This is a genomic window from Cypionkella sp., assembly GCF_030652235.1.
Taxonomy (GTDB): Bacteria; Pseudomonadota; Alphaproteobacteria; order Rhodobacterales; family Rhodobacteraceae; genus Cypionkella.
On record NZ_JAUSBA010000055.1, the window covers coordinates 1 to 25,415 of the forward strand.

Genomic DNA, 25,415 nt, shown 5'->3' on the forward strand with positions numbered 1-25,415 from the left:
GCCATTAAGGCTGAAATCGGCCACATGAAAACTGACGGGCGCCTCACATGCTGCGCCTTGAAAGGCACCATCGGCGACGCTCTCTTTGCCGCGCTCTGCGCCTGCGGCCACACCATCCGCAAGATCCTGGCCCACCTCAGATCTTGGCCCATCTCAGATCCTGGCTTGTCTGCATTGTCGTCGCCATTTTGAACGCAGTTTACCACCCGGGTCGCCAGTATCAGGCCATCACATCAGTCTGAATGCAGTGTTCAAGGCGAACTGTTTAGGCTTGCCCGGTGCGCTGTGATGACGCCAGTATGACGTAGGCCCAGAGGAGGGAAAAACACAAAACTCCCTCCGGCGCAGACCGAGAGCGCGTTCTCTCCTCTGTGGCTGCACCAAATTTCCAAACCAAGACAAAATGGCCCGCCTTTTGGTGAGCCTTTTGCTTTTCGATCAGGCGGTTGCTGCACACACTGGGGTGGTGCCGAACCGCACCATCCTTTACCCCTGCTTGGCTTCCAGTGCCGCCAGCCGCACCGCCAGTGCCACATTCTCCTCACGGGCTTTTTGCGCCATCAAGCGCACCGCGTCGAATTCCTCACGGGTGACGAAATCGCGGTCCGCCAACCAGCGGTCGACAAAGCCTTTCATCGCGGTTTCGGCTTCGGACTTGGCGCCCTGCGCCACGCCCATCGCGTTGGTCATCAGCTTTGACATATCGTCGAAGAATTTGTTTCCGGCCGTCATCTGGGGCCTCCTTTCACTTAAGCCTTATATGATCCGCCAAAGGACTGCGCACAAGATGGCGATCTGCCGCAATCCCACGTTGACATCGCCCCCTCGCTTGCCGACAACGCGAAGGAAATCGCAGGAAACCACATGTCCTTTATCGCCTTCCCGACTTGGCTTTCGCCCGATATCTTCTCGATCCCGCTTGGGGGGCTGACCCTGACTCTGCGTTGGTATGCCTTAGCCTATATCGTCGGGCTTTTGGCGGGCTGGAAGCTGATCGTCTGGATGATCAACACACCACGTTTGTGGTCCGGCCCGGCCCCGATGACAGCAGAACAGGTGGAACGCCTGCTGACTTGGGTGATCTTCGGCGTCATCCTCGGCGGGCGCTTGGGCTATGTTATCTTCTACCAACCTGACCATTTCCTGCAAAATCCGTTGCAAATCTTGCGGGTGTGGGAGGGGGGTATGTCCTTCCACGGTGGCTTCCTGGGTGTCGCTATCGCAGGCATCTGGTTCTGCAAGCGTGAGAAAATTCCAATGCTATCGCTGGCTGATCTGATGGCTGCCGTCGCCCCGATTGGCCTGCTGCTGGGCCGCTTGGCCAATTTCGTCAATGCCGAACTGTGGGGCCGCCCCACAAATCTGCCCTGGGGCGTCGCCTTCCCCGGAGATGCTGCACAAACCTGCGCGGGCGTGCAGACCATCTGCGCCCGTCACCCCAGCCAGCTTTATGAGGCCGCATTGGAAGGCCTGCTGCTGCTGCTGGTCCTCAGCTATCTGATCTGGCGGCGCGGCTGGCTGAAGACGCCGGGGAAAATCGCGGGCCTGTTCTTTGCGGGCTACGGCACCGCCCGCTTGTTGGTGGAATTCGTCCGCCAACCGGACGCGCAATTCGTCTCGGAGGGCAATCCGCTGGGGCTGGCCTTTCACGCTGCAGGCTATGGCCTGACCATGGGCCAAATCCTGACGATCCCGATGATCGCCGCAGGCATCTGGTTTATTGCCAAAGCGAAACCCGCCGCAATGCAATCCGCCCCAGCAAAACCCGCATGACAGCGCTGGCCGATCTGCTGGTCCGGCGCATCCGCGCCACTGGCCCGATCACCCTCGCCGATTACATGGCAGAGTGCCTGCTGCACCCTCTGCATGGCTATTATTCCACCCGTGACCCATTCGGCGCGAGCGGCGATTTCACCACCGCCCCCGAAATCAGCCAGATGTTCGGCGAATTGTTGGGCCTTTGCCTTGCACAAACCTGGCTCGACCAAGGCGCACCCAGCCGCTTCACCCTCGCCGAACTCGGCCCCGGTCGCGGCACCCTGATGGCCGATGTTCTGCGCGCGACAAAGGGCGTTCCGGGTTTTCATGCCGCCGCGCAGGTGGTCATGGTTGAAGCCTCGCCCACCCTGCGCCGCGTGCAAGCGCAAACTCTGTCGCGACAACGTGACCATGGCACCCGCTGGATCGAAGCAATTGGCGATCTGCCAGAACAACCACTATTCCTTCTGGCCAACGAATTTTTCGATGCCCTCCCGATCCACCAGTTCCAGCGCGATGGCACTGAATGGCGGCAACGCATGGTCGGCCTGCGCGACGGCCAGCTTGCCTTTGGCCTGTCAGACCCGGTCAACCCATTCATGGTGGGGCAGAAATTCCAGAACGATCCCTCCGGCACCATCATTGAAGTCTGCCCGCTTGGCCGCGCCATCGCCGGAAATGTCGGCCATCGCCTTCATCATTTCGGCGGGGCGGCAATCATCATCGATTACGGTGGCTGGCGGTCAAAAGGCAATACGCTGCAGGCCCTGCGCGCTCATCGTTTCGAAGATCCCCTTGCCAACCCCGGTGAAGCGGACCTGACCGCCCATGTTGATTTCGAAGACATTGCCGACAAGATACGCACCCCGCACAGCGCTTTGACCGATCAGGGTACCCTGCTGCACCGTCTTGGCATCGCCTCTCGCAGCGCGCGTCTTGCGGCCAACTTGACGGGGCCTGCATTAGAAAGTCACCTCGCCGCATATCACCGCTTGACCGATCCCGCAGAAATGGGTTCGCTGTTCAAAGCCATCGCCTTTCATTCCTTGGGCACCTCTGCGCCCCCCGGATTTACCTGATGCTTGAAATCATCACCTCCGACGCCCTTGCCCCGCGCCATGGGTTTTTCACGCGCAAGGGTGGGGCGTCTTCCGGGATTTTCGCTGGGCTGAACTGCGGTACAGGCTCCACCGACCAAGCCGAGGCCGTGGCGATCAACCGCGCCCGTGTCGCTGAAGCACTGGATCTTGCCCCCGATCATCTGGTTTCGGTCCACCAAGTCCATTCCCCCGACGCGTTGCATGTCACATCGTCGCTGCGGGTCCGCCCGCAAGCCGATGCGATGGTTACCGCTACGCCGGGCCTTGGCCTTGCCATCCTGACCGCCGATTGCCAGCCGGTACTATTCGCCGATCCAAAAGCCGGGGTGATCGGTGCCGCCCATGCCGGCTGGCGGGGCGCCAAAGATGGCGTGCTGGAAGCGACGCTGCTTGCGATGGAGTCGTTAGGAGCCTCGCGTGCAAACACCGCCGCCGTGATCGGCCCCTGCATCAGCCAATCCGCCTATGAGGTTGGCCCCGAGTTCTTTGAAGCGTTCACCGACGATGATTCCGAAACCCGCCGCTTCTTCGCCCAAGGCCCGCGCGATCGGATGTTGTTCGACCTGCCCGGCTATGGGGTGTGGCGGTTGCGCGCGGCGGGCGTCGGCCATGCCGAATGGACCCGGCACTGCACCTTCTCAGACGCCTCGCGATTCTTCTCATACCGCCGCACCACCCACGCGCATGAGGCCGACTATGGCCGCCTTTTGTCAGTGATCCGTCTGTAAAGTCGTCGGCTCTGCCACAATTCATCACAATGCCGCACAAAGTTACCTCAATCCTTACTGTTTCCAGCCCAAACCCTGCCGCAAAGATCCGTCAAATTGTCTCTAACGCATGAACAAACCTGCAAGGGACAAGGCTATGAAGAAACAACCCCGCTGGATGAAATCCGCCATCGCCGCAAGCGCCGAGCCGCAAGTGGCCCTGCCTTGGGCACGCGGCCAACGCCGCCGCCGACCCGAGGCAATGGCTGTAGCGCTGAAAGCCGCCACCGCCAAACCGCGCGCGCAGGCTGCGCACTGACCAACCGCGCCACTCTGGGCCTGATTCGCAAAAAAGCTGGGGACAACCCCCGGCTTTTTTTAATTTTCAGGGTAAAACTCTTGCATTGCAACCGCAGCGTGAACAATAATGGCGATAGCATGAAGATCGCGTCATAACTGCATATCAATTAAGAATAAACTTTGACAGCAGGGCGTGTTTCCGCCATGTTTGATGCTACAGATGTCCCTCTGTGAAAACAGGCGGTGGCGGGCGTGGTAAGACCCCTCAAAGGCACCCCCTTCAGCGCACCAGTTCGTCAAATGTCGGGCTGCGGATGATGCTCAGTTAAGGCGGCCCTGGTGTTCTCTGACACCATCAAGGGGCCGCCTAAATATTTGTGCAGACCGTTGGCTACCAAACCGCATTCTGCACCAGAATTCGGCGCGTTTTCTGACGTCAGAAAACGCCTGCCCGGCCGCCTCAGGCGTGCTTCGCCAACCGCGCTTCCAGCACATCAAACGGCAGTCCCGGCTCGTCCTTGGCGCAGCGGATCACCAGCGAGGTTTTCACATTCGCCACATTCTCGGCCTTCAAAAGCTGCTCGGTCAGGAATGACTGAAAGCTCGACAAATCGGGGGCCACGCATTTCAGAATGAAATCAATCTCGCCGTTCAGCATATGGCATTCACGCACCAACGGCCACGCCCGGCAACGGCCCTCAAAGGTCGACAGATCCGCCTCGGCCTGGCTTTGCAGCCGCACCATGGCGAAGACCTGCACCTCAAAACCCATCTCGCGCGCGTCAATATCGGCGTGATAGCCCTTGATATAGCCCGCCTCTTCCAGCGTGCGCACCCGGCGCAGGCAGGGCGGTGCTGAAATTCCCACCCGGCTGGCGAGTTCCACATTGGTCATCCGACCATCCGCCTGCAATTCCGCCAGAATACGACGGTCAATCGGATCGAGTTTACTGCCGGCCATGTGGGCCTCCTTTTGGCTTGTATCTATGCCTACGCCCTGCCCTGCGCAACAATCTTTCGCAACCGCGCAAGATGTTTTCGCAAAACACCCGCTCTCCGCACAATTCCGTCATGCGTTTGCCAGCCCTTCCCCCGCGCACGGGCAAAGCCTATATCAAGCCCCACACAATTCCGGGGATGCGCCATGACCACGACACGCCACAGTAAAGTTTTGATCATCGGCTCTGGCCCCGCAGGATATACGGCGGCGGTTTATGCCGCCCGCGCCATGCTGGAACCGATCCTTGTGCAAGGCCTGCAACCCGGCGGGCAGTTGACCATCACCACCGAGGTGGAAAACTGGCCGGGTGACACCCATGTGCAAGGCCCCGATCTGATGGTGCGGATGCAGGCCCATGCCGAGGCGATGGGGGCAGAAGTGATCTCGGACTATATCGCCAGCCTTGATCTGCAAAGCCGCCCGTTCACCGCCACGTCCGACTCTGGCACCACCTACACCGCCGATGCGGTGATCTTGGCGACGGGTGCGCAAGCCAAATGGCTGGGCTTGCCGTCGGAAGAAAAATTCAAGGGCTTCGGCGTATCGGCCTGCGCCACCTGCGACGGCTTTTTCTATCGCGGCCGCGAGGTTGTGGTGATCGGGGGTGGCAACACGGCGGTGGAAGAAGCCCTGTTCTTGACCAACTTCGCCACCAAAGTCACCCTGATCCACCGCCGTGACACCTTGCGGGCTGAGAAGATCATGCAGGACCGTCTGTTCAAGCATCCGAAGATTGAAATGCTGTGGAACTCTGAAGTCACCGAAGTGTTGGGCACCGACGCACCCACGTCCGTCACCGCCGTCCGCACCCGCAATCTGAAAACCGGCGAAGTCAAAGACGTACCTTGCCACGGCTTCTTCGTCGCCATCGGCCATTCCCCCGCTTCGGAGCTGGTGAAAGACCAACTGCCACTGTTTGAGGGCGGCTATGTCAAGGTTGAGGCAGGCTCGACCCGCACTGCGATTCCTGGTGTGTTCGCGGCAGGCGATCTGACTGACCACATCTATCGCCAAGCCGTCACCTCGGCAGGCATGGGGTGCATGGCGGCGCTGGACGCGGAACGTTGGTTGCAAGAACAGGCTGAAAACGACGGCGTCGCCGCGTAGACCAGCCTAGCCACGTGGAAAAGGCCGCGCCTTTGCGCGGCCTTTGTCATAGGTGCCATCTTGCGTTGTGGCGGGCTGCGTTGGATTTGGCGCAACAGTCCTGGGACTTGGAAACCGCCCTCCCAGCTGGGAGAGACTTGTGGTCTACCTGGGTTTTTGGTGGGCTTTGTCACAACATGTTGTGGTTTAGGTGTGTTATGTTCAACAGCACATCGTTAAAGAGCGATGCGACAGATCCGGCGCATTCCATGATTGTTTTGCGCCAGATTCCCCCGGAAAGACTTTAATGCGCGTTGACCGGTGCCATGTCGTGCTGACGCGCCAGCGAAAACGCCAGATCGCGGTCAGCCACCAGTGCCAACTGCTCACCATCTTCGCCATGCACCGCGTAAACGGTTTTCATGCCGTTGATCTGCGCGCGCACTTTTTCCGGCAGGCTTTCGACCGCGATGGGGCGCACGTATACGATGCGATTTTCTGCCGCATCAAGGCCGTCAAATTTCACATTCATCATCATCTCTCCTATTTGCGGCCAATACGAATGGTCTGCACAATGGTGTCGGGCACCATCCGGCGCAGGTCTATGTGCAACAGCCCGTGATCGAGATCAGCACCCGCGACTTCCACGCCATCGGCCAAAACGAACGAGCGTTGAAACGCCCGTGCCGCGATGCCGCGATGCAGGAACACCCGCTCGCCCGGATCATCGCTTTGACGCCCCCGCACCACCAGTTGACGATCCTCAACCGTGATCGCCAGATCTTCATCACGAAAGCCAGCAACGGCCAAAGTAATGCGGTAAGTGTTCTCAGACGTGGCTTCGATGTTGAAAGGCGGATAGCCTTCCGAGGCGGTTTTGGCGGTCCGCTCGACCAGCCGTTCCAACTGCTCAAACCCCAATAGAAACGGGTGGGAGCCAAAAGTAAGTTTCGTCATGACCGATGCCCTTTGCAACAAGCGACATTGAAGTCGGACCCAGACAGCGGCACCCGACCCTTTGAATATGGGGGCAGCGGCCCAAACCCGCAAGTGGTGGATTGGCCCAGAAAACTTAAAGCCTGATGCAGAGATTTTCCGCCGATTTCAGGCGAATCACTGTATCCTATCACCTAGCCTTAAAGACTGGATTCGGTCCTGACATGAATGCATCCTCCGAGATGAACTTTGAAGATATGCTGCGCGTGAAGCTGGAAGTGTTGCGGCGCGAGCATCGCGATCTGGATGAGGCGGTTTATGCCCTGGAAACTGCAGGTCGCCCCGACGTGCTGACGCTGCGGCGGCTGAAAAAGCAGAAATTGCAGATGAAGGATCAGATCGTGCGGATCGAAGATCTGCTGATCCCCAATATCATCGCCTGATCTGCAAAAATTGGCGCGTTAAAACGCACGCTACCGCCAAATTCCATGGCTTGTCCTTGCCTCCCCCGCCTGCATTGTTATGAAGCGCTTGCAAACAGCCGGAGGCGCCAATGACTGTGGATGTCGGGATCATCATGGGAAGCCAGTCAGACTGGCCGACGATGAAAGAAGCGGCGCTTGTGCTGGATCAGCTTGGCATTTCGTATGAGACTAAGATCGTCTCGGCGCACCGCACCCCCGACCGGCTTTGGGCTTACGGCAAAGCGGCGGCGGGTCGTTTGCAGGTGATCATCGCAGGCGCGGGAGGGGCTGCGCATTTGCCCGGTATGATGGCCTCGAAAACCCGCGTGCCGGTGATCGGCGTGCCGGTGCAGACCAAAGCTTTGTCGGGCGTCGATAGCCTGTATTCCATCGTGCAGATGCCGAAGGGCTACCCAGTTGCAACCATGGCCATCGGGGCTGCTGGGGCTGCCAATGCGGGCCTGCTGGCTGCCGGGATTCTGGCGCTGCATGACCCCGCCCTTGCCGCCCGACTTGATGCGTGGCGCGACGCCTTGTCGGCTTCGATCCCAGAGGAGCCGAAAGATGAATAACCTTCCCCTCGGCGCGACAATCGGTATTCTGGGCGGCGGTCAGTTGGGCCGGATGCTGTCGGTTGCAGCGTCGCGCCTCGGCTATAAGACCCACATCTTTGAACCCAGCCCGAACCCGCCCGCAGCCGATGTCGCCCATGCCGTCACCACGGCCAGCTATGATGACATCGCCGCGTTGCAGGCTTTTGCCGTTTCGGTCGATGTGATCACCTATGAATTCGAGAACATCCCGACAGCAGCCCTAGACGCTTTGGAAGCCTTGCGGCCGATCCGCCCCAATCGCCGCGCCCTTGCGATCAGTCAGGATCGTATCCTTGAGAAAGAATTCCTCACCGGGTTGGGTCTAACTTGCGCGCCCTATGCTGCCGTGCAAACCCTGCCCGATCTGGAGGCCGCGATTGAAAAGATCGGTGCGCCTGCAATCCTGAAAACCACCCGGCTGGGCTATGACGGCAAGGGGCAGGCGCGGATCAAGACTGCGTCCGATGCGGCCGAGGCCCATGCCAGCATGGCGGGGGCGGCTTGCGTGTTGGAAGGCTTCATCAGCTTCAGTCACGAGGTTTCGGTGATCGCGGCGCGGGGGTTGGATGGCTCGGTTGCCTGCTATGATCCGGGTGAGAACGTCCACCGCGATGGCATCTTGGCCACCACCACCCTGCCCGCCAAGCTGTCGCCCTCGATGCGGTCGGATGCGATCTTGCTGGCGGCGCGCATATTGAGCGCGCTGGAGTATGTTGGTGTGATGGGGGTGGAGTTGTTTGTCACCCCTTCCGGGTTGATCGTGAATGAGATCGCGCCGCGCGTCCACAATTCGGGGCATTGGACGCAGAATGGCTGTGCTGTCGATCAGTTTGAGCAGCATATCCGGGCTGTGGCGGGGCTGCCGCTGGGCGATGGTGGACGGCATTCGGATGTGGTGATGGAAAACCTGATCGGCGACGATATGGATCGGTTGCCTGCCTTGCTGCGCGAAAATGACTGCGCGGTGCATCTCTATGGCAAGGCCGAGGCGCGACCGGGGCGGAAGATGGGGCATGTCAACCGGGTGATCCGAAAGGGCTAGTGTCGCCGCGTGGACACCACCGCCACCAAAGCGAAATCCAGGGCTTAACAGGGTGTCATTCATACTTTGTTAAGCTTTGAGCATGTGTTAGGAACACACCACCGCGATCACCATGAACTTGCAGGTCGGCTTTTTCTTCACCGGCGCTGCAACAGCGGGTTTTTTCTTGGTTGTGGTGGCTGCGGCTTTCTTGGTGGTTGATTTCTTCGTGGTGGCCTTCGGCGTGGTCTTCGTGGTCGACTTCACCGCCACAGCGGCCTTTTCGCAAGTCTTCTCAGGCTCGGCCAACAAAGTGCGGTAGACCGCTTCGGTCGGCTCCATTTCACCGGGTGCGAGCTTTTTCGCCTCATAATAGGCCGACATTGCCCGACGCGAGCCATTGCCCCAATCGCCGTCCACCCGCATCCCATAGCAGCCGATGCGGTCGAGTTCGGTCTGCACGGCCAAAGCCAAATTCTCGGGCAGGGCTGCGTTCAGGCTGCGGGTGTCACTTTCCAACGACGCCAGTTGATCATCGCCCACCCCTTGGCCGATCACCGCAATGCCACCCGGAGGCGCAAGTGCTGTGGTTTGATCCGCCACCACTTCAAACGCGGGCAGCACTTCTTCGGCGACAACAATCTCGGCCAGCGGGGCTGCGAAGAAAAACTGCTCACGCAGCGAGGATTGCTCCCACGGTGTTTGCTTGCCGCCCGTGGCGGTTTCCACATCATTGCGCACCGCGATCATCAGATCGGACACATTCTGCCCCGGCTTGGCGATATGGGCCAGCAATGCGGTGGTGAACGGGCTGTTCAAAGCGCCTTCGGTTTTGTCCCAAGCCACCTGCCCCGGCGCTGTCGCAAAGGCCACGTACGTGTCCGCGCCGCCATCAAACTGCGCCAGACCGCCCACCTCGGCAGCGCTGCGCACCGCTTCTGGCAACGGGTTGTCGCGGCAGGCATCGACGAACAGCAAAAGCTGATTGGTCTTGCCTTTCAAGGCTTTCGCAATGTCATCCAGCCGCCAAGTTTCGGTATCCAACGCCTTGGCATCCGCCAGCCGTGCATTGACCGGCACCAGATGATTGACGCCGTCTTTCTGAAACGCATGGCCCGCGTAGAAAAACAAAACCGTATCGGCCTCATCGACCTGTGCGGTAAAAGTGCCCAGCACCGCCTGAAACACCGCAGGGCCAACATCGGTGAGCAATGTCACCTCAAACCCCAGATTGCGCAAAACGTTTGAGACCCCTTGCGCATCTTCCACCGGGGTATTCAGCCCCGGCAGCTGGGTATAAGCTTGATTTCCGACCACCAGTGCCAGCTTGCGGCCCGCAGCTTCCGCAGCCACTGGCAGCAGCGCCAGCGTCAAGATGCCAAACAGGCAAAGCCGCAGAAAATGCGAGAGTCGATCAAACATCGCCACAACCTATTCTTCAAATATGCTGCAGTTTAGCCGAGAATCCGCTTTTCGCAAAGTCTTCTGTTGGGCCGGCGCGGTCTGGATTTTCCACCCTCAGAACGGTTTGCGGTGATGTTGCGTCAGCCTGCGCGCCAACATCTGCGCGCATGCTGATGCGGTTGGGTCGGATAAACCGCAAATTGCTTCAAGCCTCGGGCGAGTCTGTATCAATGCCGCCGCTGCGTTGCAGATTGCGCGCATCGCGGGCCAAGGCTTCATAGCGGTCGCGGAAGGCTTCCAGTGCCTTTTCGTCCAACTCTTCCAGATCGAGCAAAGCGTTATGCGCGCCGTTGGTGGCACGGATCAACTCGTCCAATTTCAACTGGATGGCTTGAGTGTCACGATTTTGGGTGTTCTGGATCAGGAACACCATCAGAAAGGTGACAATGGTGGTGCCGGTGTTGATCACCAGCTGCCAAGTGTCGGAAAAGCCGAACAAAGGCCCTGTGATAATCCAGACCAGGATCACGCCGCAGGCCAGCAAGAACGTGGTGGGCCGACCGCAATAGCGCGAGACTGCTTTTGCAAGCCCAGCATAACTTAGCCCGGTGCGTCCTAAGCCTGTCATCAGGTTATTCCTTGTTGAAAGCGATGCGCAGCGCATCGCTATAGCTGAGGGTATGGTCAAAGCGCCCGGTGTCCAGAAAGATCAGGGTTTCGGCGATCACAACCGGGTTTAGCATCATAAACGTATGGGTGACGGGCAGCGCGATCTGATCAGACATCCCCGCAAGATGGGTGCTGGCGACCGAGACCTTGCCATCATCAGGGCCGGGAATCACCACCGAGGTGAGCGGGTTCAGCGATTGCGTGCCCGCGATCACCCCGACCGGGTAATCCGGCTTTGGCAGCTCTTGCGGCATGGCGGCGGCGTCGGTGCCAAGCTGCAAGCCTGCGGGGCCGTTCATCCACTCAAACGCGCCGATTTCGCCGAAGGTATAGACCAGTTCTGATCCGTGATTGGGCGGCCCAAGCATCACCACGCGGCCCATAAGTTCGGGTTTGTGGGCGGCCAGCCAGTAGCGCGCAAGGATGCCGCCCATTGAATGGGTGACGAAATCCACTTTCGCGCCCTTGGGGCATTGCGCGACGCGGCCACCGACGCCTGCGGCAAGGTCGGCAATCGCGGCTTCGGTGGACGGGTAGCCTTCGTTGATCACAACATGGCCCTTGGCTTCCAGCGCCGCCTGCATCGCGACCAGAGAGGTCTCGGTCCGCGCGAGGCCATGCAGCAGAACCACGCAATCCGCCTGCGCGGGCCCATTCTGTGCAAACACCGCCAACAGGATCAAAATCATCGTTGTTCTCATGCCGGCATTAAAGCGCATCCTATGTGCAGAGCAAGCCGGGTTTGCGGCTTGTGTCGGCGCGACTGGCTGTTAGAAATTGCGCGTCCGGGGAGGCCCGGACATTCTCAGGGCGGGGTGCAATTCCCCACCGGCGGTATAGCCCGCGAGCGCCTTTGGCTTTGGCCTTGGGGTCAGCAGATCCGGTGTAGCTCCGGGGCCGACGGTATGGTCCGGATGCAAGAGAATGCGCGCAGCCTGCCCGTTTTGCGGGGGGTGTTCGTGCTGCATGTCCCCCTGATTGATGTTGGTCTTGAAGGAGGACAGACATGAATCAGACGAATACTGCGCCGCTGAAGGGCGCTGCGTTTATGGTGCTGGCGGGGGTGGCTTTTGCAGGCGCCAATGCGATCACTTGGACCGTCACCTATAAGATGGGCTTCAAGCCGCAATCGGATGCGTTCTGGCAATATGCCATTGCGACGCTGTTCTCGCTGCCGTTCATCTGGCGGCAGGGGGGGGCGCGTATGAAAACCGGGCAGCCGTGGCTGCATGGGTTGCGGATCGTGTTGTCGGTGCTGGGGGTGCAGGCGTTTACCCAGGCTTTTGCGGCGGGCATGGCGCCGTGGCATGTGGTGGCCTTGGTGATGACCTCGCCGTTCTTCGTGCTGATCGGGGCGGCTTTGTTGCTGCGCGAGAGGGTCGGGGCAAACCGCTGGCTGGCGGCGTTGATCGGCTTTAGCGGCGCGATGATCCTGCTGCGGCCGTGGGAAGGGGCGTTGACCCTGACCACGCTCTACCCGATCACAGCGGCGATCTGCTGGGGTGGGGCATCCCTGATCACCAAGCGTCTGACCGCGACCGAGCCGCAAACCGCGATCACCATCTGGCTGTTGCTGTTGCTGACGCCGATCAACGGGCTGTTCTCGCTGCACGCAGGCTTTGAAGTTCCAACCGGAAGCGTACTTGGCTTGCTGATCCTTGGCGGGGCGATCATGTACGCGGCCCAGCATTTCCTGACCTTAGCCTATGCGAGCGCAGATGCGGGGTTTGTGCAGCCGTTTGATGATCTGAAGCTGTTCTCCAACATCGCGGTCAGTTGGCTGGTGTTGGGGTTTGCACCAGAAGGTGCCTATTGGCTGGGTGTGGCGCTGATCCTTGCGGGGTCGATGTATCTGCTGTGGTCGGAACGACAGGGCCAAAACCATTCCAGCGCAGTATAGGCCCTTGACCTTGCGGCACGGGAGCTTCAGTTTTGGCGGATGTCCAAACGCCCCACCCGCCTCGCGACCCGCGCGCTGATCTTGCATGACGACCGGCTGTTGCTGGTCAACGCCTATCCCGGCGCGCGCTCTGATTTGTGGTGCGCGCCGGGGGGTGGGGTGGAATCCGGCAGCTCGCTGCCGGTCAATCTGGCGCGCGAAGTGCATGAGGAAACCGGGCTTTCGGTCATCGTGGGGGCGCCCGCTTTGATCAACGAATTCCATGACCCGGTGTCGGGCTTTCACCAGGTCGATATCTTCTTTCGCTGCACCGTCACTGCGGGTGCGATCAACGCCAGTTGGCGCGACCCCGAAGGCGTTGTCACCCAGCGCCGCTTCTTCTCGCGCGCCGATCTGGAATCGGGTCGCATCCGTTTTAAACCCGACAGCCTGATCGCCACCACTTGGGGCACCGGCATCCTTTATGACCCGCTCGAAGTCATCGTCAGATGAGCCGCTTGCATGAGTAGGGCTTTCGTCAAAGAAGGCGACGGCACCCTTGATCCGCTTCCCGATCTGCCACAATCTCCACACCCGAACTACGTCACGCCCCGCGGCCTCGCCGCCCTGCAAACCCGCCTGCGCAATCTGCAAACCAGCCTCATTGCCCTAAAATCGCGCCCCGAGCGCCTCGACAAACTGCCCGAAGCAGCCTGCGAGCGCGACATCCGTTACTTTGAGTCCCGCCTGCGCTCTGCCATCCTGATTGACCCCGCCACCCTGCCGCTGAGCGAAGTGGCCTTTGGTCTTGCCATTACCGTCGCCGATGATCACGGCCAACAGACCACCTATCAGATCACTGGCGAGGACGAGGCCGACGCGCGCCTGCACCGCATCGCTCCGCAATCCCCGCTCGCCCGCGCTTTGATCGGCGCACAGGTCGGCGATGAGGTTATATGGCGCAAACCTTCCGGCCCGGTCAGCCTTGAGATTGTCCAGATTTCCCATTCCAATCAGTGATTTATATCAACTTGGCGGTGATCACTTTGATCACATCTTTCGAAACACCAAACAGACCCTCCGGGGGGAGTATTTCAAAAAGAGCAACGTGAAAGTAACGTTCAAGCCTTAAGGTCATCCTCGGCGCTTAAACATCCACATACCCCCGCCTGCTCTGCACGCTGACCTTACAGAACCGGCACCCACCGCGCGTAAGCGCTAAAAGATCTTGCGGCGTAAGCCGCGCTCTTAGATCACGCCTGTAACCGCAGAGCACACCCCAAAAGAAAAGGGCGCGGCTTTCGCCACGCCCCTCACAATCTCGCAGCCTGTTTAGGCTGATTACATCATGCCGTCCATGCCGCCCATGCCGCCCATGCCGCCGCCCATGCCGCCGCCGTTGCCTTTAGGCTCCGGACGATCAGCAATCATAGCTTCGGTGGTGATCAGCAGCGATGCAACCGAAGCTGCATCTTCCAGCGCGGTGCGCACGACTTTCGCCGGGTCGATCACGCCGAACGCGAACATGTCGCCATATTCTTCGGTCTGCGCGTTAAAGCCGAACGAAAGATCGGTCGACTCGCGGACTTTGCCAGCCACAACAGCGCCATCAACACCGGCGTTCTGTGCGATCTGACGCAGCGGAGCCTCCAGGGCTTTGCGGACGATGTTGATGCCGTTGGTCTGGTCCGGGTTCGCCCCAACCATACCTTCCAGCACTTTGCCGGCTTGGATCAAAGCCACGCCGCCGCCAACAACGATGCCTTCTTGCACGGCCGCACGGGTCGCGTTCAAAGCGTCGTCAACGCGGTCTTTGCGCTCTTTGACTTCGATTTCGGTCATGCCGCCAACTTTGATGACAGCAACGCCGCCCGCCAGTTTCGCCACACGCTCTTGCAGTTTTTCACGGTCATAGTCCGAAGTGGTTTCTTCGATCTGGGTGCGGATCTGCGAAACACGGGCTTCGATCTCGGCCTTGACGCCCGAACCATCGATGATCGTGGTGTTGTCTTTGGTGATCGTGACTTTCTTGGCTTTGCCGAGCATGTCGATCGTGACCGACTCCAGCTTCATGCCCAGATCTTCCGAAATCACCTGACCGCCGGTCAAAACTGCGATGTCTTGCAGCATGGCTTTACGACGATCGCCGAAACCCGGGGCCTTAACAGCCGCGATTTTCAGACCACCGCGCAGTTTGTTGACCACGAGGGTCGCAAGCGCTTCGCCTTCAACATCTTCCGAGATGATCAGCAGCGGGCGCTGCGATTGGATCACGGCTTCCAGCAACGGCACCATTGGCTGCAACGAAGAAAGTTTTTTCTCGTGCAGCAGGATCAAAACGTCTTCCAGATCGACAACCATCTTGTCAGCATTGGTGACGAAATACGGCGACAGGTAGCCACGGTCGAACTGCATGCCTTCGACAACGGTGGTTTCGGTTTCCAGACCCTTGTTTTCTTCAACAGTGATCACGCCTTCGTTGCCGACTTTTTGCATCGCATCGGCGATTTGACGACCGATTTCAGCTTCGCCGTTGGCGGAAATGGTGCCAACTTGCGCAACTTCTGCGGTGTCTTTCACAGGGCGGGCAGCCGCTTTGATCGCAGCGACAACCTTGGTGGTTGCAAGATCAATGCCGCGCTTCAGATCCATCGGGTTCATGCCAGCAGCAACTGCTTTCATGCCTTCTTTGATGATCGCTTGTGCCAGAACGGTTGCGGTGGTGGTGCCGTCGCCAGCCTCGTCATTGGTGCGGGAAGCGACTTCCTTCACCATTTGCGCGCCCATGTTCTCGAACTTGTCCGCCAGTTCGATTTCTTTGGCAACCGTCACACCGTCTTTGGTGATGCGCGGAGCGCCGAAAGATTTGTCGATCACAACGTTACGGCCTTTCGGGCCCAGCGTTACTTTGACAGCGTCAGCCAAGATGTTCACGCCGCGCAGCATGCGGTCGCGGGCATCGGACTCAAAACGTACGTCTTTTGCAGCCATGATATGGACTCCAGTCTAAGATGTTGAAAAGTAAAGCGATCCGGTAGGGTGGGGTTTCACCCCACCGCCCGATCTCAGGAAATGATCCCGAGGATATCGCTTTCTTTCATGATCAGCAGATCTTCGCCGTCAAGTTTCACTTCGGTGCCCGACCATTTGCCGAACAGGATCTTGTCGCCGGCCTTAACCGACGGAGCGATCAGCTCGCCACTGTCCTTGCGTGCGCCCGGACCTGCCGAGACGATTTCGCCCTCAGCCGGTTTTTCTTTGGCGCTATCTGGGATGATCAGGCCGCCCTTGGTTTTGTCTTCGCCTTCGATACGACGGACCAATACGCGGTCATGCAGCGGTGTGAATGCCATCTGGTTACACTCCCTTGAGTTTCCAGGATTGAATAAGATTAGCACTCGTATTGCCTGAGTGCTAACGATGCTTGATTTAGGCGCTCTGCCCCTTACAGTCAACACCGGTATGCGCAAATTATTTGCGACAGGCGAGCCGATCAGCGGCTAACTTCCGCCTTGGCCGCATGGTTCGGGCTTGGCCTTGCGGCTGCAAAATGCAACCTTTGTGCTACCTTCAAAAGCAGGACGCCATGCGCCAAATTTTATCTATAGTCATGACCCTGTTGGCCCTTTCCACCCCCGCCTTGGCCGAGTGCAAGGGTCAAAACCTGATCGCGGCCCTCTCGCCTCAGGCGCAAACCGACCTGCGTGCCAAGGCCGCAAAGCAGCCCTTTGCTGTCGGCAATTTTTGGCTGGCGACCAAAGGCGCGGAAGAAATCACCCTCGTCGGCACCTATCATTTCGACGACCCGCGCCATGCCAGCGCTCTGGCCGCCCTTGCGCCCGCCTTGGTCAAAGCCAAGATCTTGCTGGTCGAGGCAGGCCCGAAAGAGCAGGAATCGCTGAAAGCCCGCATGGCCGACGACCCGTCCTTGATCGTCAACACCGACGGCCCCACCCTTGCCGAAGTGCTAAGCCCCGAAGATTGGCAGCACCTGCGCGACGCCGCATCTGCGCGCGGGGTGCCCAGTTTCATGGTTGCAAAATTCCGCCCGTGGTATGTCTCGGTGTTGCTGGCGATGCCGCCTTGCAGCATGGACCTTGCCGCGATGCCCGAGGGCCTGGACGCGCAACTGATCAAAGCCGCCACTGCGCGCAGCCTGCCCGTCGAGGCGCTGGAACCCTATGACACGCTGTTTTCGATCTTCGGGGCCATGTCGCAGGCCGAGCAAGTCGATATGATCACCTCGGCCTTAGCACTGGAAGACAAATCCGCTGATATGGCGGTCACCCTTGCGGATGCCTATTTCGCCGAGGAAGGACGGCTGATCTGGGAGTTTTCCAAGCTGCAATCGCTGCAAATGCCCGGCTTCACCCCGGAGCGGGTCGAGCGTGAATTTGCCGTGATGGAAAAGCTGATGATGAACGACCGCAACCGGTCTTGGATTCCGGTGATCAAGGCCGCTGGCGCCAAGGGCCCGGTGCTGGCTGCTTTCGGCGCGCTGCATCTGTCGGGCGATCAAGGCGTGTTGAAGCTGCTGCAGGATAATGGCTACAGCATCACCCGGCTGCCACTAACCCCCTAGTCTGGCCCGCGTGACAACGCCCGCCGCGCGCCCTATATGATCGCTAAATCCAATCGTGAAGGTTTGCCCCATGACCACTCTCGTTTTCGGCCACAAATCCCCCGACACCGATTCCACCGGATCGCCGCTGATCTGGGCGTGGTATCTGTCCGAAATGCGCAACACCCCGGCGAAAGCCGTTCTGCTGGGCACGCCGAACACCGAAGCCGCCTTCATGCTGAAATATTGGGGTTTTGCACAGCCCGAGATCATCGCCGATGTCACCGCCGACGACAAAGTGGTGATCGTCGACACCAACAACCCGGCAGAACTGCCGCCCTCGATCAATACGGCCAAGATCCAAGCCATCATCGATCACCATATGCTGGTCGGCGGCCTGAAAACCAACACGCCGATCGACATCACCATACGGCCTTTGGCCTGCACCGCAACCATCATGCACGATCTGATCGGCAGCGATCTGGCCCGCGCCCCGCGTGAGATCAAGGGCGCGATGTTGACCTGCATCCTGTCTGACACGATGGAATTCCGCAGCCCCACCACCACGCCGCATGACCGCGCCGTGGCCGAGGCTTTGGCCGCCGATCTGCGCGTCTCGATCCCGGAATTCGCCGCCGAGATGTTTGCCGCCAAATCCGATGTGTCGGCATTCTCGGAGACCGCCTTGCTGCGGATGGACAGCAAGGAATACAACATCGCGGGCAAAGAGTTGCGGATTTCGGTGCTGGAAACTACCTCTCCGGCGACCGTGTTGGCCCGCAAGGCTGCCCTGATGGCCGCGATGCCCGGCGTGGCGGCGGAAGACGGGGCCGAACAGGTGCTGCTGTTTGTCATCGACATTTTGAACGAAGAAGCCACGCTGCTGGTGCCGAATGATCTGGTGCGGCAAATGGCCGAAGCCTCGTTTGGCGTCACCGTGACGGGCGATACCGTGGTGATCCCCGGCTTGATGAGCCGCAAAAAGCAGATCATCCCAGCGCTAAAGCTTTGATACGCCGCAATTTCAAAAAGCGGCCGGAGCCGCTCCGGCCCCTTTGCGTTTGTCTTTGATGTAAGCATAGACAAAGCACGCCCTCACCCCCGCGAAAAGGCCGCCCCATGACGCAGATCATCGCCAACCTTGCTCAGATTTCCGCCCGCTATGACGCAGTGTTCTGCGATCTGTGGGGGTGTTTGCACAACGGCGTCGCGCCCTTCCCGGCGGCAGTTGCGGCGTTGCAAGCCTTCCGCGCCAAGGGCGGAAAGGTGATCTTGCTGACCAATGCGCCCCGCCCGAAATCCAGCATTGTCAAACAGTTGGATGAAATGTCTGTGCCGCGTGATGCGTGGGATGATGTGGTGACCTCGGGCGATGCCGCGCAATATGCCATGCTGACCGGGGCGGTCGGCCATAAAGTTCATTTCATTGGTGCTACGAAAGACGAGGTGTTCTTCACCGATTTCGCCGATGATCTGCAAGCCGTTGCCGCCGCCAATCCTGCAATGACCCGCGTGCCCACCAAAGACGCCGAGGGCCTTGTGGTGACAGGCCTGGTGGATGATCTGACCGAGACGCCCGAAGACTACCGCGCCACCCTGTTGCTGGCTAAAAACCTTGGCCTGCCCATGCTTTGCGCCAACCCCGACATCATCGTGCATATGGGCTCCAAGCTTTTGTATTGTGCGGGAGCGCTGGCGAAAGAATATGAAGCGATGGGTGGCACAGCACTGTATTTCGGCAAGCCGCACCCGCCGATATACGATCTTGCCCGCCGCCGTTTGGTCGTGTTGGGCGGCGCAGAGGAGGCGCGAATCCTGTGCATCGGCGACGGCATCCATACCGATGTGCAGGGCGCGATTGGCGAAAGCCTTGATGCGCTTTTCGTCACTGGCGGTATCGCGCATGAAAGCTTTGGTGCAGATTCCAACAATCCAGACAAGGACTTGCTGGAAGATTGGCTAGAGGCAGGGATGCTGTCGCCCGGCTATAGCATTGGCAACCTGCGCTAGAATCGCAACAAAATTACCCCACAGGCCGAATTTGCGCACAATTACTGCGCTTAGGATTTGCGCCGCGCCGCAGCATCTGCTACGCTGCATCAGCAAATTCAAGGGATTCGGCCGATGCTTGATAACCACCCACGCGGTACCATCTGCATCGAAGATTTAGAAATCGGCATGGTCCGTACGTTGCAGAAAACCATAACCGACCGCGATATTCAGCTTTTTGCCGAAATTTCCACCGATCATAACCCGGTCCATCTGGACGAGGCCTACGCGCAGGATACGATTTTTCAGGGCCGCATCGCGCATGGCATGCTGACCGCCGGGCTGATTTCAGCGGTCATCGGCGAGCAGCTTCCCGGCCATGGCACTGTTTATCTTGGACAATCCATAAAATTCCTTGCCCCCGTCCGCCCCGGTGATACCGTTGAAGCGGTGGTGAAAGTCCTGGCCATCGACCATTCCCGCCGCCGGGTAACCCTTGAAACCCATTGCGCGGTGGGCAATACCGTGGTTCTGAAAGGTGAGGCGCTGGTTCTGGCGCCAAGCCGCAAGTTCGACTAGGGGCGGCTGCCGCCCCACCCCGGGGTAGCATGCAAATAAACCAGCATTGGCAAGGGCTTGACCCTGACACACGCGGCGCCTCGGTGGCGATGGGCAACTTTGATGGAGTGCATCTGGGCCATCAATCGGTGATCGACCGCGCCCGCCCACATGGCCCCTTGGGCATCGTGGCGTTTGAACCGCATCCGCGCGAATATTTCGCCCCCAACGCCCCGCCGTTTCGTTTGATGAACGCCGAAGCCCGCAGCAACCGTCTGGCCAAGTTGGGCGTCAAGCAGTTGTTTCAACTGCCTTTTAACGCAGAAATGGCCAGCTTCGCGCCAGAAGAATTTGCGCGTCAGGTGCTGGCAGAGGGCATTTGCGTCGCCCATGTCGTCGTCGGGGCCGATTTCTGCTTTGGCAAAGGCCGCGCTGGCAAGGCGGCTGACCTGCAAGCGCTTGGGCAGAAATACGGATTTGGCGTCACTATCGCCGATCTGGTGAAAACTGGGGGGCGTGAGATTTCCTCGACCGCCATCCGCCAAGCCCTAACCGAAGGCCTCCCCCGCGAGGCCGCCGCGATGCTCGGCCACTGGCACCGCATTGATGGCGAGGTGATCCACGGCGAAAAACGTGGCCGCGAACTTGGTTATCCGACCGCGAATATGTCGGTGCAGGGCCTGCATTTGCCGAAACTTGGGGTCTATGCCGTGAAAGTTGACGTGCTGACCGGGCCGCAGCTTGGCAGCTATTTGGGCGCCGCCAGCCTTGGCGTGCGGCCAATGTTTGGCGAGAACACCCCAAACCTTGAGACCTATATCTTTGATTTCAAAGGTGATCTATACGGACAACACCTCTCGATCGGTCTTGTCGATCACCTGCGGCCCGAGATGAAATTTGATGGCCTGCCCGGTCTATTGGTGCAAATGGCCGCCGATGTCGCCCGCAGCCGCGAGATTCTCACCGCACTCTAGCCCTTCCCTTTTCCGCGCGTCCGCGTCATTTTGCAGCCATGACAAACCTGCGCCCGAAATTCTGGGAATCCGTTCCCCTCGCCAAAATGACCACTCCGGAATGGGAGGCGCTTTGCGATGGCTGCGGCAAATGCTGCTTGAACAAGATCGAATATGAAGACACCGGCGAAGTCGAATACACCCGCGTCGCCTGCCGTTTGCTGGATAATGAAACCTGCCGCTGCAGCAACTATGCGCGGCGGTTTGAGTTTGTGCCAGAATGTATTCGTCTTAACCCCAAGACCTTGAAAAAGATCAGCTATTGGCTGCCTGCCACCTGCGCCTACAAGCTGTTGCAGCAGGGCAAACCTTTGCCCGACTGGCACCCTTTGGTCACGGGCGACCCCCTATCCACCCATACCTCTGGCCAGTCGATGCGGGGTCAGACGGTCTCGGAAGTGACGGTCGATGAGGCCGCTTGGGACGATTATATCATTCAGGAAGATCTCTGATGTATTTCACTTCTGACAACGCCTCGGGTGCGCATCCCGAGATTCTGGCCGCCCTCACCCGCGCCAATGACGGTTTCGCGCGCAGCTATGGTGGCGATGCGATCATGGAGCGCGTGACTTCGCAGGTGCGCGAGGTGTTCCAGCATCCCGAGGCCGCCGTTTACCTTGTGGCCACCGGAACCACCGCAAATGCGCTGTCGTTGGCGATCTACAGCAAGCCGTGGTCGGCGGTGTTTGCCCACACAGACGCCCATATCGCCACCGACGAATGTGGCGCACCAGAATTTTACACCGATGGGGCCAAGCTGATCGGCGTGCCCGGTGATCATGGCAAGATGACACCCGACAGCCTTGCGCAAACCATTGGCCGGATTGGCGAAGCGGGCGTGCACGGCGTGCAGCGCGGCATGGTCTCGATCACCAATGTCAGCGAAGCGGGCACGGTTTACACCCCCGCCGAAGTCGCGGCTTTGACGGCGGTGGCAAAGAAATGGGCCCTGCCCTGCCATCTTGACGGCGCGCGGTTTGCCAATTCTTTGGTGGCGACGGGCGCGTCGGCTGCGGAAATGACCTGGCAAGCTGGCATTGATGTGGTCTCATTCGGGGGCACCAAAAACGGTTGTCTCGGGGTTGAGGCGGTGGTGATGTTTGACCCCGAAAAGGCGTGGGAGTTCGAGTTGCGCCGCAAGCGGGCGGGGCATTTGCTCTCGAAACATCGCTTCCTGTCAGCACAGATGGAAGCGTATCTGACGGATGATCTGTGGCTTCGGCTGGCCTCGCGTGCCAATGCGATGGGCGCACGGCTGGCGCAGGGCGTTGCAGGCGCTGGCGCGCGGCATCAGCACCCGGCGCAGGCCAATATGATGTTCCCGGAATGGGCGACGGGCACTCATTCCCGGCTGGAGGCTGCGGGCGCGGCTTATTACCAGATGCCCGCAAGCGAAGGCATGGAGGCCGCGCGACTGGTTACCTCGTGGAATACCGACGAGGCCGAAGTCGACCAGTTTCTGACCGCTCTGCGGGCCTGACCGCTCGTATCGCAGTGTCGCGCCCCAGCGCTGAGGGCTGCAGCACGATAAGCGGCTAAGCGCCGTCCAGATGCGCTTGCACCACCGGGGCAATGGTTGCGGCATGGGTGATCGCCACCATATGCCCGGCCTGCGGCACCACCAGGCGCGTGACTTGAGGTAGGCGCAGCGCCAAGGCGCGATGCACGGCGTCGATGATCGCGTGGCTCTCGGTGCCCTCAATCAGCAGGACAGGAACGTCGACCCCTTCCAGACCGCCGGCGCGCAAAATGCCGGTGGCATCGTCCAGCAGCGCCGGATTTTGCGCCACAATCAAATGGATACGGTCAACCATATAGGCGCGGGTACGCTCAGGCAAATCAGAAATCTGGTCGCCTGCCCCCCAATGGCCGTGGAACAAGGCGGCTGCGGCCTCGCGATCTTTGGCCTCGACCAATTCGGCAAAACCAAGGTGGTCGGCGCGGAAACGCTGATAGGCGGCGGCATCAACGGCTTTGCCTGCGGCGAAGATCACCGGCTCTACCAGCGTCAGGCTGCGCACCAGATCGGGGCGCTCCACCGCGATGCGCAAAGCGACGGTGCCACCAAAGCTGTGGCCGATCAGGTCAATCGGCTCGCCTTGGCCAAGGCTTTCCGCCATCGCAATCGACTGCGCGGTGGCAAGCCAGTGCATATCGGTGCCCGGCAGCCAATCGGCCGCCCGACCATGCCCCGGCGCATCGGAGGCGGTGATGGTGACGCCCCCTAGCCTTGCTGCCAGCCCAGACCACGCCCCGGCATGGGCAAGGCTGCAATGCAGTGCCAACACGGGGCGGTCACCGCCACGGTGCCAGACACGATGTGGTGGCAGCGCGATCTGATGCAGATCTTCGGGCATTCACAACGTTCCAGACAGATGCAGATCAAGGTCCTCCAAGCGGTCCTGCCCCCAGAACCGCTCGTCGCCAACCATATAGAACGGCACGCCGAAGACACCGCGTGCTGCGGCTTCTTCAAGGTTCGCCATATAGGTTTCTGCCGCCATCAGCATGTGTTTGTCGGCGATTTTCGGATCAAAGCCATGGGTGGCGAGAATGTCTTGCACCACCTCATCCTCGGCAATGTTGCGCCCCTCGGCCCAAACGGCACGCGGAAAGGCTTGCACCAAGCCGCCCAGATCGCCGCCGCCCACCTTGGCCGCCGCGATGATCGCATAGGATGCAGGGGCGGGGTTGACCGGGAAATGCGCGGGCTGGAGGTTCAACGGCAGGCCCAACCGCACAGACCACCGCCGCAACTCTTGCAAGCGGTAGGTTTTGCGCGACTCGTGTCGCTCGGCCAACACCTGACCGCCCGTGCGCGGGAACAGCGCCGGGGCGTTCAGCGGGATATAACGGATGGTTGCGCCATGTTTGGCGGCAATCGCCTCCAGCCTGTCGCCTGCCAGATAGCAAAACGGCGAGATTGGCGCAAAGTAGTAGTCGATCTGTGGCATTTCAGGCGCCCCCAAGGCTTCAAGGTTTGCAAGACCCTAGCTGGGTGATAAGCGGTGTCAACGATCCTAATCTGGCCCCCGGAGATCCCCATGCCCGCTATGACTGAGCCGAAACTGATTTCCGGCAACGCAAATCTTTCCCTCGCCAAATCCATCGCCCGCCGCATGTCGATGCATCGCGGCATGTCGGTCAATCTGGTCGACGCCAGGATTGAGCGCTTTAACGACGCCGAGATTTTCGTCGAAGTGTTCGAGAATGTGCGCGGCGAAGATATGTATATCATCCAGCCGACCTCGAACCCGGCCAACGACAATCTGATGGAACTTTTGATCATGACCGATACGCTGCGGCGCTCGTCGGCCAATCGGATTACCGCGGTGATCCCGTATTTCGGCTATGCAAGGCAAGATCGCCGCGCCAAGGCGCGCACACCGATCAGCGCCAAACTGGTGGCCAATATGATTGCCGCGGCCGGGGTGGACCGCGTGTTGACGCTGGATCTGCATGCGGCGCAGATCCAGGGGTTCTTCGATATTCCGGTGGATAACCTTTATGCCAGCCCAGTGTTTGCGCTGGATATCGAGCATAATTTCAAAGGACAGATGCAGGATCTGATGGTGGTTTCACCCGATGTCGGCGGTGTGGCGCGGGCGCGGGAATTGGCGAAGCGGATTAATGCGCCGCTGGCCATCGTGGATAAACGCCGCGAGAAGGCGGGCGAGATTGCCGAGATGATCGTGATCGGTAATGTCGCTGGCAAAAAGTGTATCATTGTCGACGACATTTGCGACACCGCTGGAACGTTGTGTAAGGCGGCCGAGGTGTTGATGGAGAATGGCGCTGTCGAGGTGCATTCCTATATCACCCACGGGGTTCTCTCGGGGCCGGCGGTGGAGCGGGTCACCAATTCGGTGATGAAATCCTTGGTGATCACAGATTCGATCGAGCCCACCGAAGCGGTGAAGAACTGCCCGAACATTCGGATCGTGCCGACCGCGCCGATTTTCGCGCAGGCGATTTTGAACATTTGGAACGGGACCTCTGTTTCGTCGCTGTTTGAAACCGATACTTTGGTGCCGATTTATGAGGGCATGTATCAGCGGCCCTGATCATCCCAAGCCAATAAAGGAAAGGTCCCAACTCGGGACCTTTTTTATTTGTTTTTTATCAACATGTTAGCATAGCCATTTTAACGAAATCTTTACGAATTCACGACTTATACCAACGGCCTTTTGGTCTGACTCTTTTAGGATTCCCAAGCCACGCGAAGTCTGAATCAATGCAGCATTAACAGGCCGCTGAAATAGTCTGGGAACTGGAACGGTTTTCCTTCGGCTGGATTGGTGAGCCTGTTGTCCGGCCCTTCGGCGCGAACGGCCGTCGTGTGTGTTGCCGATTTTCGGCGTTATGCCCTCAGCAACC

The 25,415-nt window shown here is 59.5% G+C and carries 30 protein-coding genes, 1 pseudogene and 1 riboswitch; of the genes and pseudogenes, 20 read left to right on the plus strand and 11 right to left on the minus strand.

The features are described 5' to 3' along the window. A pseudogene (locus tag Q7V03_RS23960) lies at positions 1-144 on the plus strand (IS5/IS1182 family transposase); the annotation flags it as partial. A gap of 342 nt (positions 145-486) precedes the next feature. Here the strand turns inward: Q7V03_RS23960 and Q7V03_RS18965 are convergent. Further along, entirely contained in the window at positions 487-732 is a 246-nt protein-coding gene (locus Q7V03_RS18965; protein WP_304927160.1) for an accessory factor UbiK family protein, read from the minus strand. 132 nt (positions 733-864) lie between these two features. Between Q7V03_RS18965 and lgt the strand changes: the two genes are divergently transcribed. From lgt to Q7V03_RS18985, 4 genes are all read left to right on the plus strand, one after another. Then, positions 865-1,773 carry a prolipoprotein diacylglyceryl transferase gene (gene lgt / locus Q7V03_RS18970; protein WP_304927161.1) on the plus strand — a complete coding sequence of 303 codons (909 nt, stop codon included), beginning with the start codon at positions 865-867 and terminating at the stop codon, positions 1,771-1,773. Next, on the plus strand, positions 1,770-2,837 hold the full coding sequence (locus tag Q7V03_RS18975) for a class I SAM-dependent methyltransferase (RefSeq protein WP_304927162.1): 1,068 nt from the start codon (positions 1,770-1,772) through the stop codon (positions 2,835-2,837). Before lgt ends, Q7V03_RS18975 begins: the two co-directional genes overlap by 4 nt. Then, positions 2,837-3,586 carry a peptidoglycan editing factor PgeF gene (pgeF, locus tag Q7V03_RS18980; protein ID WP_304927163.1) on the plus strand — a complete coding sequence of 250 codons (750 nt, stop codon included), beginning with the start codon at positions 2,837-2,839 and terminating at the stop codon, positions 3,584-3,586. The genes Q7V03_RS18975 and pgeF overlap by 1 nt, the downstream gene beginning before the upstream one ends. Before the next feature lie 136 nt (positions 3,587-3,722). Beyond that, the gene (locus Q7V03_RS18985; RefSeq protein WP_304927164.1) at positions 3,723-3,884 is read left to right on the plus strand and encodes a hypothetical protein; all 162 of its coding nucleotides are present in this window, start codon (positions 3,723-3,725) and stop codon (positions 3,882-3,884) included. A gap of 441 nt (positions 3,885-4,325) precedes the next feature. On the opposite strand, the gene Q7V03_RS18990 is transcribed toward Q7V03_RS18985, so the two are convergent. Continuing rightward, entirely contained in the window at positions 4,326-4,826 is a 501-nt protein-coding gene (locus tag Q7V03_RS18990; RefSeq protein WP_054007010.1) for an Lrp/AsnC family transcriptional regulator, read from the minus strand. 183 nt (positions 4,827-5,009) lie between these two features. Here Q7V03_RS18990 and trxB point away from each other — a divergent pair, with 183 nt between their 5' ends. Beyond that, the gene (trxB, locus tag Q7V03_RS18995) at positions 5,010-5,972 is read left to right on the plus strand and encodes a thioredoxin-disulfide reductase (protein WP_304927165.1); all 963 of its coding nucleotides are present in this window, start codon (positions 5,010-5,012) and stop codon (positions 5,970-5,972) included. A gap of 283 nt (positions 5,973-6,255) precedes the next feature. Here trxB and Q7V03_RS19000 read toward each other — a convergent pair whose 3' ends face one another. Both Q7V03_RS19000 and Q7V03_RS19005 read right to left on the minus strand, forming a co-directional pair. After that, the gene (locus Q7V03_RS19000; RefSeq protein WP_370651173.1) at positions 6,256-6,486 is read right to left on the minus strand and encodes a DUF1150 family protein; all 231 of its coding nucleotides are present in this window, start codon (positions 6,484-6,486) and stop codon (positions 6,256-6,258) included. 8 nt (positions 6,487-6,494) lie between these two features. Next, entirely contained in the window at positions 6,495-6,908 is a 414-nt protein-coding gene (locus Q7V03_RS19005) for an Hsp20 family protein (protein WP_304927166.1), read from the minus strand. A gap of 203 nt (positions 6,909-7,111) precedes the next feature. On the opposite strand from Q7V03_RS19005, the gene Q7V03_RS19010 reads away from it, so the two are divergent. From Q7V03_RS19010 to Q7V03_RS19020, 3 genes are all read left to right on the plus strand, one after another. Next, a complete protein-coding gene (locus tag Q7V03_RS19010) occupies positions 7,112-7,330 on the plus strand; it encodes a YdcH family protein (protein ID WP_304927167.1) in 219 nt (72 codons plus the stop codon). A 110-nt stretch (positions 7,331-7,440) separates the two neighbouring features. Continuing rightward, entirely contained in the window at positions 7,441-7,923 is a 483-nt protein-coding gene (purE, locus tag Q7V03_RS19015; protein ID WP_304927168.1) for a 5-(carboxyamino)imidazole ribonucleotide mutase, read from the plus strand. Next, positions 7,916-8,986 carry a 5-(carboxyamino)imidazole ribonucleotide synthase gene (locus tag Q7V03_RS19020; RefSeq protein ID WP_304927169.1) on the plus strand — a complete coding sequence of 357 codons (1,071 nt, stop codon included), beginning with the start codon at positions 7,916-7,918 and terminating at the stop codon, positions 8,984-8,986. The genes purE and Q7V03_RS19020 overlap by 8 nt, the downstream gene beginning before the upstream one ends. A gap of 87 nt (positions 8,987-9,073) precedes the next feature. On the opposite strand, the gene Q7V03_RS19025 is transcribed toward Q7V03_RS19020, so the two are convergent. The 3 genes from Q7V03_RS19025 to Q7V03_RS19035 form a co-directional block, all read right to left on the minus strand. Beyond that, a complete protein-coding gene (locus Q7V03_RS19025) occupies positions 9,074-10,387 on the minus strand; it encodes a caspase family protein (protein WP_304927170.1) in 1,314 nt (437 codons plus the stop codon). Positions 10,388-10,574: 187 nt separating this feature from the next. Then, positions 10,575-10,997, minus strand: a complete 423-nt coding sequence (locus tag Q7V03_RS19030; RefSeq protein ID WP_304927171.1) for a low affinity iron permease family protein — start codon at positions 10,995-10,997, stop codon at positions 10,575-10,577. A gap of 4 nt (positions 10,998-11,001) precedes the next feature. Then, the gene (locus Q7V03_RS19035; protein WP_304927172.1) at positions 11,002-11,727 is read right to left on the minus strand and encodes a triacylglycerol lipase; all 726 of its coding nucleotides are present in this window, start codon (positions 11,725-11,727) and stop codon (positions 11,002-11,004) included. Between the two features lie 108 nt (positions 11,728-11,835). Beyond that, a riboswitch (FMN riboswitch) is annotated at positions 11,836-11,968 on the plus strand. Between the two features lie 76 nt (positions 11,969-12,044). On the opposite strand from Q7V03_RS19035, the gene Q7V03_RS19040 reads away from it, so the two are divergent. The 3 genes from Q7V03_RS19040 to Q7V03_RS19050 are packed head-to-tail and all read left to right on the plus strand — an operon-like array spanning position 12,045 to position 13,937. Beyond that, positions 12,045-12,938: a DMT family transporter gene (locus Q7V03_RS19040; RefSeq protein ID WP_304927173.1), complete on the plus strand. Its 894-nt coding sequence runs from the start codon at positions 12,045-12,047 to the stop codon at positions 12,936-12,938. Between the two features lie 39 nt (positions 12,939-12,977). Beyond that, a complete protein-coding gene (locus Q7V03_RS19045; RefSeq protein ID WP_304927174.1) occupies positions 12,978-13,430 on the plus strand; it encodes an NUDIX domain-containing protein in 453 nt (150 codons plus the stop codon). A 9-nt stretch (positions 13,431-13,439) separates the two neighbouring features. After that, the gene (locus tag Q7V03_RS19050; protein WP_304927175.1) at positions 13,440-13,937 is read left to right on the plus strand and encodes a GreA/GreB family elongation factor; all 498 of its coding nucleotides are present in this window, start codon (positions 13,440-13,442) and stop codon (positions 13,935-13,937) included. Between the two features lie 321 nt (positions 13,938-14,258). Here Q7V03_RS19050 and groL read toward each other — a convergent pair whose 3' ends face one another. Continuing rightward, positions 14,259-15,908 carry a chaperonin GroEL gene (groL, locus tag Q7V03_RS19055; RefSeq protein WP_304927176.1) on the minus strand — a complete coding sequence of 550 codons (1,650 nt, stop codon included), beginning with the start codon at positions 15,906-15,908 and terminating at the stop codon, positions 14,259-14,261. A gap of 74 nt (positions 15,909-15,982) precedes the next feature. Beyond that, the gene (locus tag Q7V03_RS19060) at positions 15,983-16,270 is read right to left on the minus strand and encodes a co-chaperone GroES (RefSeq protein ID WP_054006994.1); all 288 of its coding nucleotides are present in this window, start codon (positions 16,268-16,270) and stop codon (positions 15,983-15,985) included. A 233-nt stretch (positions 16,271-16,503) separates the two neighbouring features. Here Q7V03_RS19060 and Q7V03_RS19065 point away from each other — a divergent pair, with 233 nt between their 5' ends. The 7 genes from Q7V03_RS19065 (at position 16,504) to Q7V03_RS19095 (ending at position 22,518) form a co-directional block, all read left to right on the plus strand. Then, complete coding sequence (locus Q7V03_RS19065; RefSeq protein WP_304927177.1) at positions 16,504-17,499, plus strand: TraB/GumN family protein; 996 nt, start codon at positions 16,504-16,506, stop codon at positions 17,497-17,499. 70 nt (positions 17,500-17,569) lie between these two features. Then, the gene (locus Q7V03_RS19070; RefSeq protein WP_304927178.1) at positions 17,570-18,490 is read left to right on the plus strand and encodes a manganese-dependent inorganic pyrophosphatase; all 921 of its coding nucleotides are present in this window, start codon (positions 17,570-17,572) and stop codon (positions 18,488-18,490) included. A 107-nt stretch (positions 18,491-18,597) separates the two neighbouring features. Then, positions 18,598-19,488, plus strand: a complete 891-nt coding sequence (locus tag Q7V03_RS19075) for a TIGR01459 family HAD-type hydrolase (RefSeq protein WP_304927179.1) — start codon at positions 18,598-18,600, stop codon at positions 19,486-19,488. Positions 19,489-19,602: 114 nt separating this feature from the next. Then, complete coding sequence (locus Q7V03_RS19080; RefSeq protein ID WP_304927187.1) at positions 19,603-20,046, plus strand: MaoC family dehydratase; 444 nt, start codon at positions 19,603-19,605, stop codon at positions 20,044-20,046. Between the two features lie 29 nt (positions 20,047-20,075). After that, entirely contained in the window at positions 20,076-20,999 is a 924-nt protein-coding gene (locus tag Q7V03_RS19085) for a bifunctional riboflavin kinase/FAD synthetase (RefSeq protein ID WP_304927180.1), read from the plus strand. Between the two features lie 38 nt (positions 21,000-21,037). Then, on the plus strand, positions 21,038-21,490 hold the full coding sequence (locus tag Q7V03_RS19090; protein WP_304927181.1) for a YcgN family cysteine cluster protein: 453 nt from the start codon (positions 21,038-21,040) through the stop codon (positions 21,488-21,490). After that, entirely contained in the window at positions 21,490-22,518 is a 1,029-nt protein-coding gene (locus tag Q7V03_RS19095; RefSeq protein WP_304927182.1) for a low specificity L-threonine aldolase, read from the plus strand. Before Q7V03_RS19090 ends, Q7V03_RS19095 begins: the two co-directional genes overlap by 1 nt. Positions 22,519-22,573: 55 nt before the next feature. On the opposite strand, the gene Q7V03_RS19100 is transcribed toward Q7V03_RS19095, so the two are convergent. Next, complete coding sequence (locus Q7V03_RS19100) at positions 22,574-23,395, minus strand: alpha/beta fold hydrolase (protein ID WP_304927183.1); 822 nt, start codon at positions 23,393-23,395, stop codon at positions 22,574-22,576. After that, a complete protein-coding gene (locus Q7V03_RS19105) occupies positions 23,396-23,992 on the minus strand; it encodes a 2-hydroxychromene-2-carboxylate isomerase (protein WP_304927184.1) in 597 nt (198 codons plus the stop codon). It abuts the gene before it with no gap. Positions 23,993-24,082: 90 nt separating this feature from the next. Between Q7V03_RS19105 and Q7V03_RS19110 the strand changes: the two genes are divergently transcribed. Next, positions 24,083-25,102, plus strand: coding sequence for a ribose-phosphate pyrophosphokinase (locus tag Q7V03_RS19110; protein WP_304927185.1), 1,020 nt, complete (start codon positions 24,083-24,085; stop codon positions 25,100-25,102). Positions 25,103-25,415: the final 313 nt, after the last annotated feature.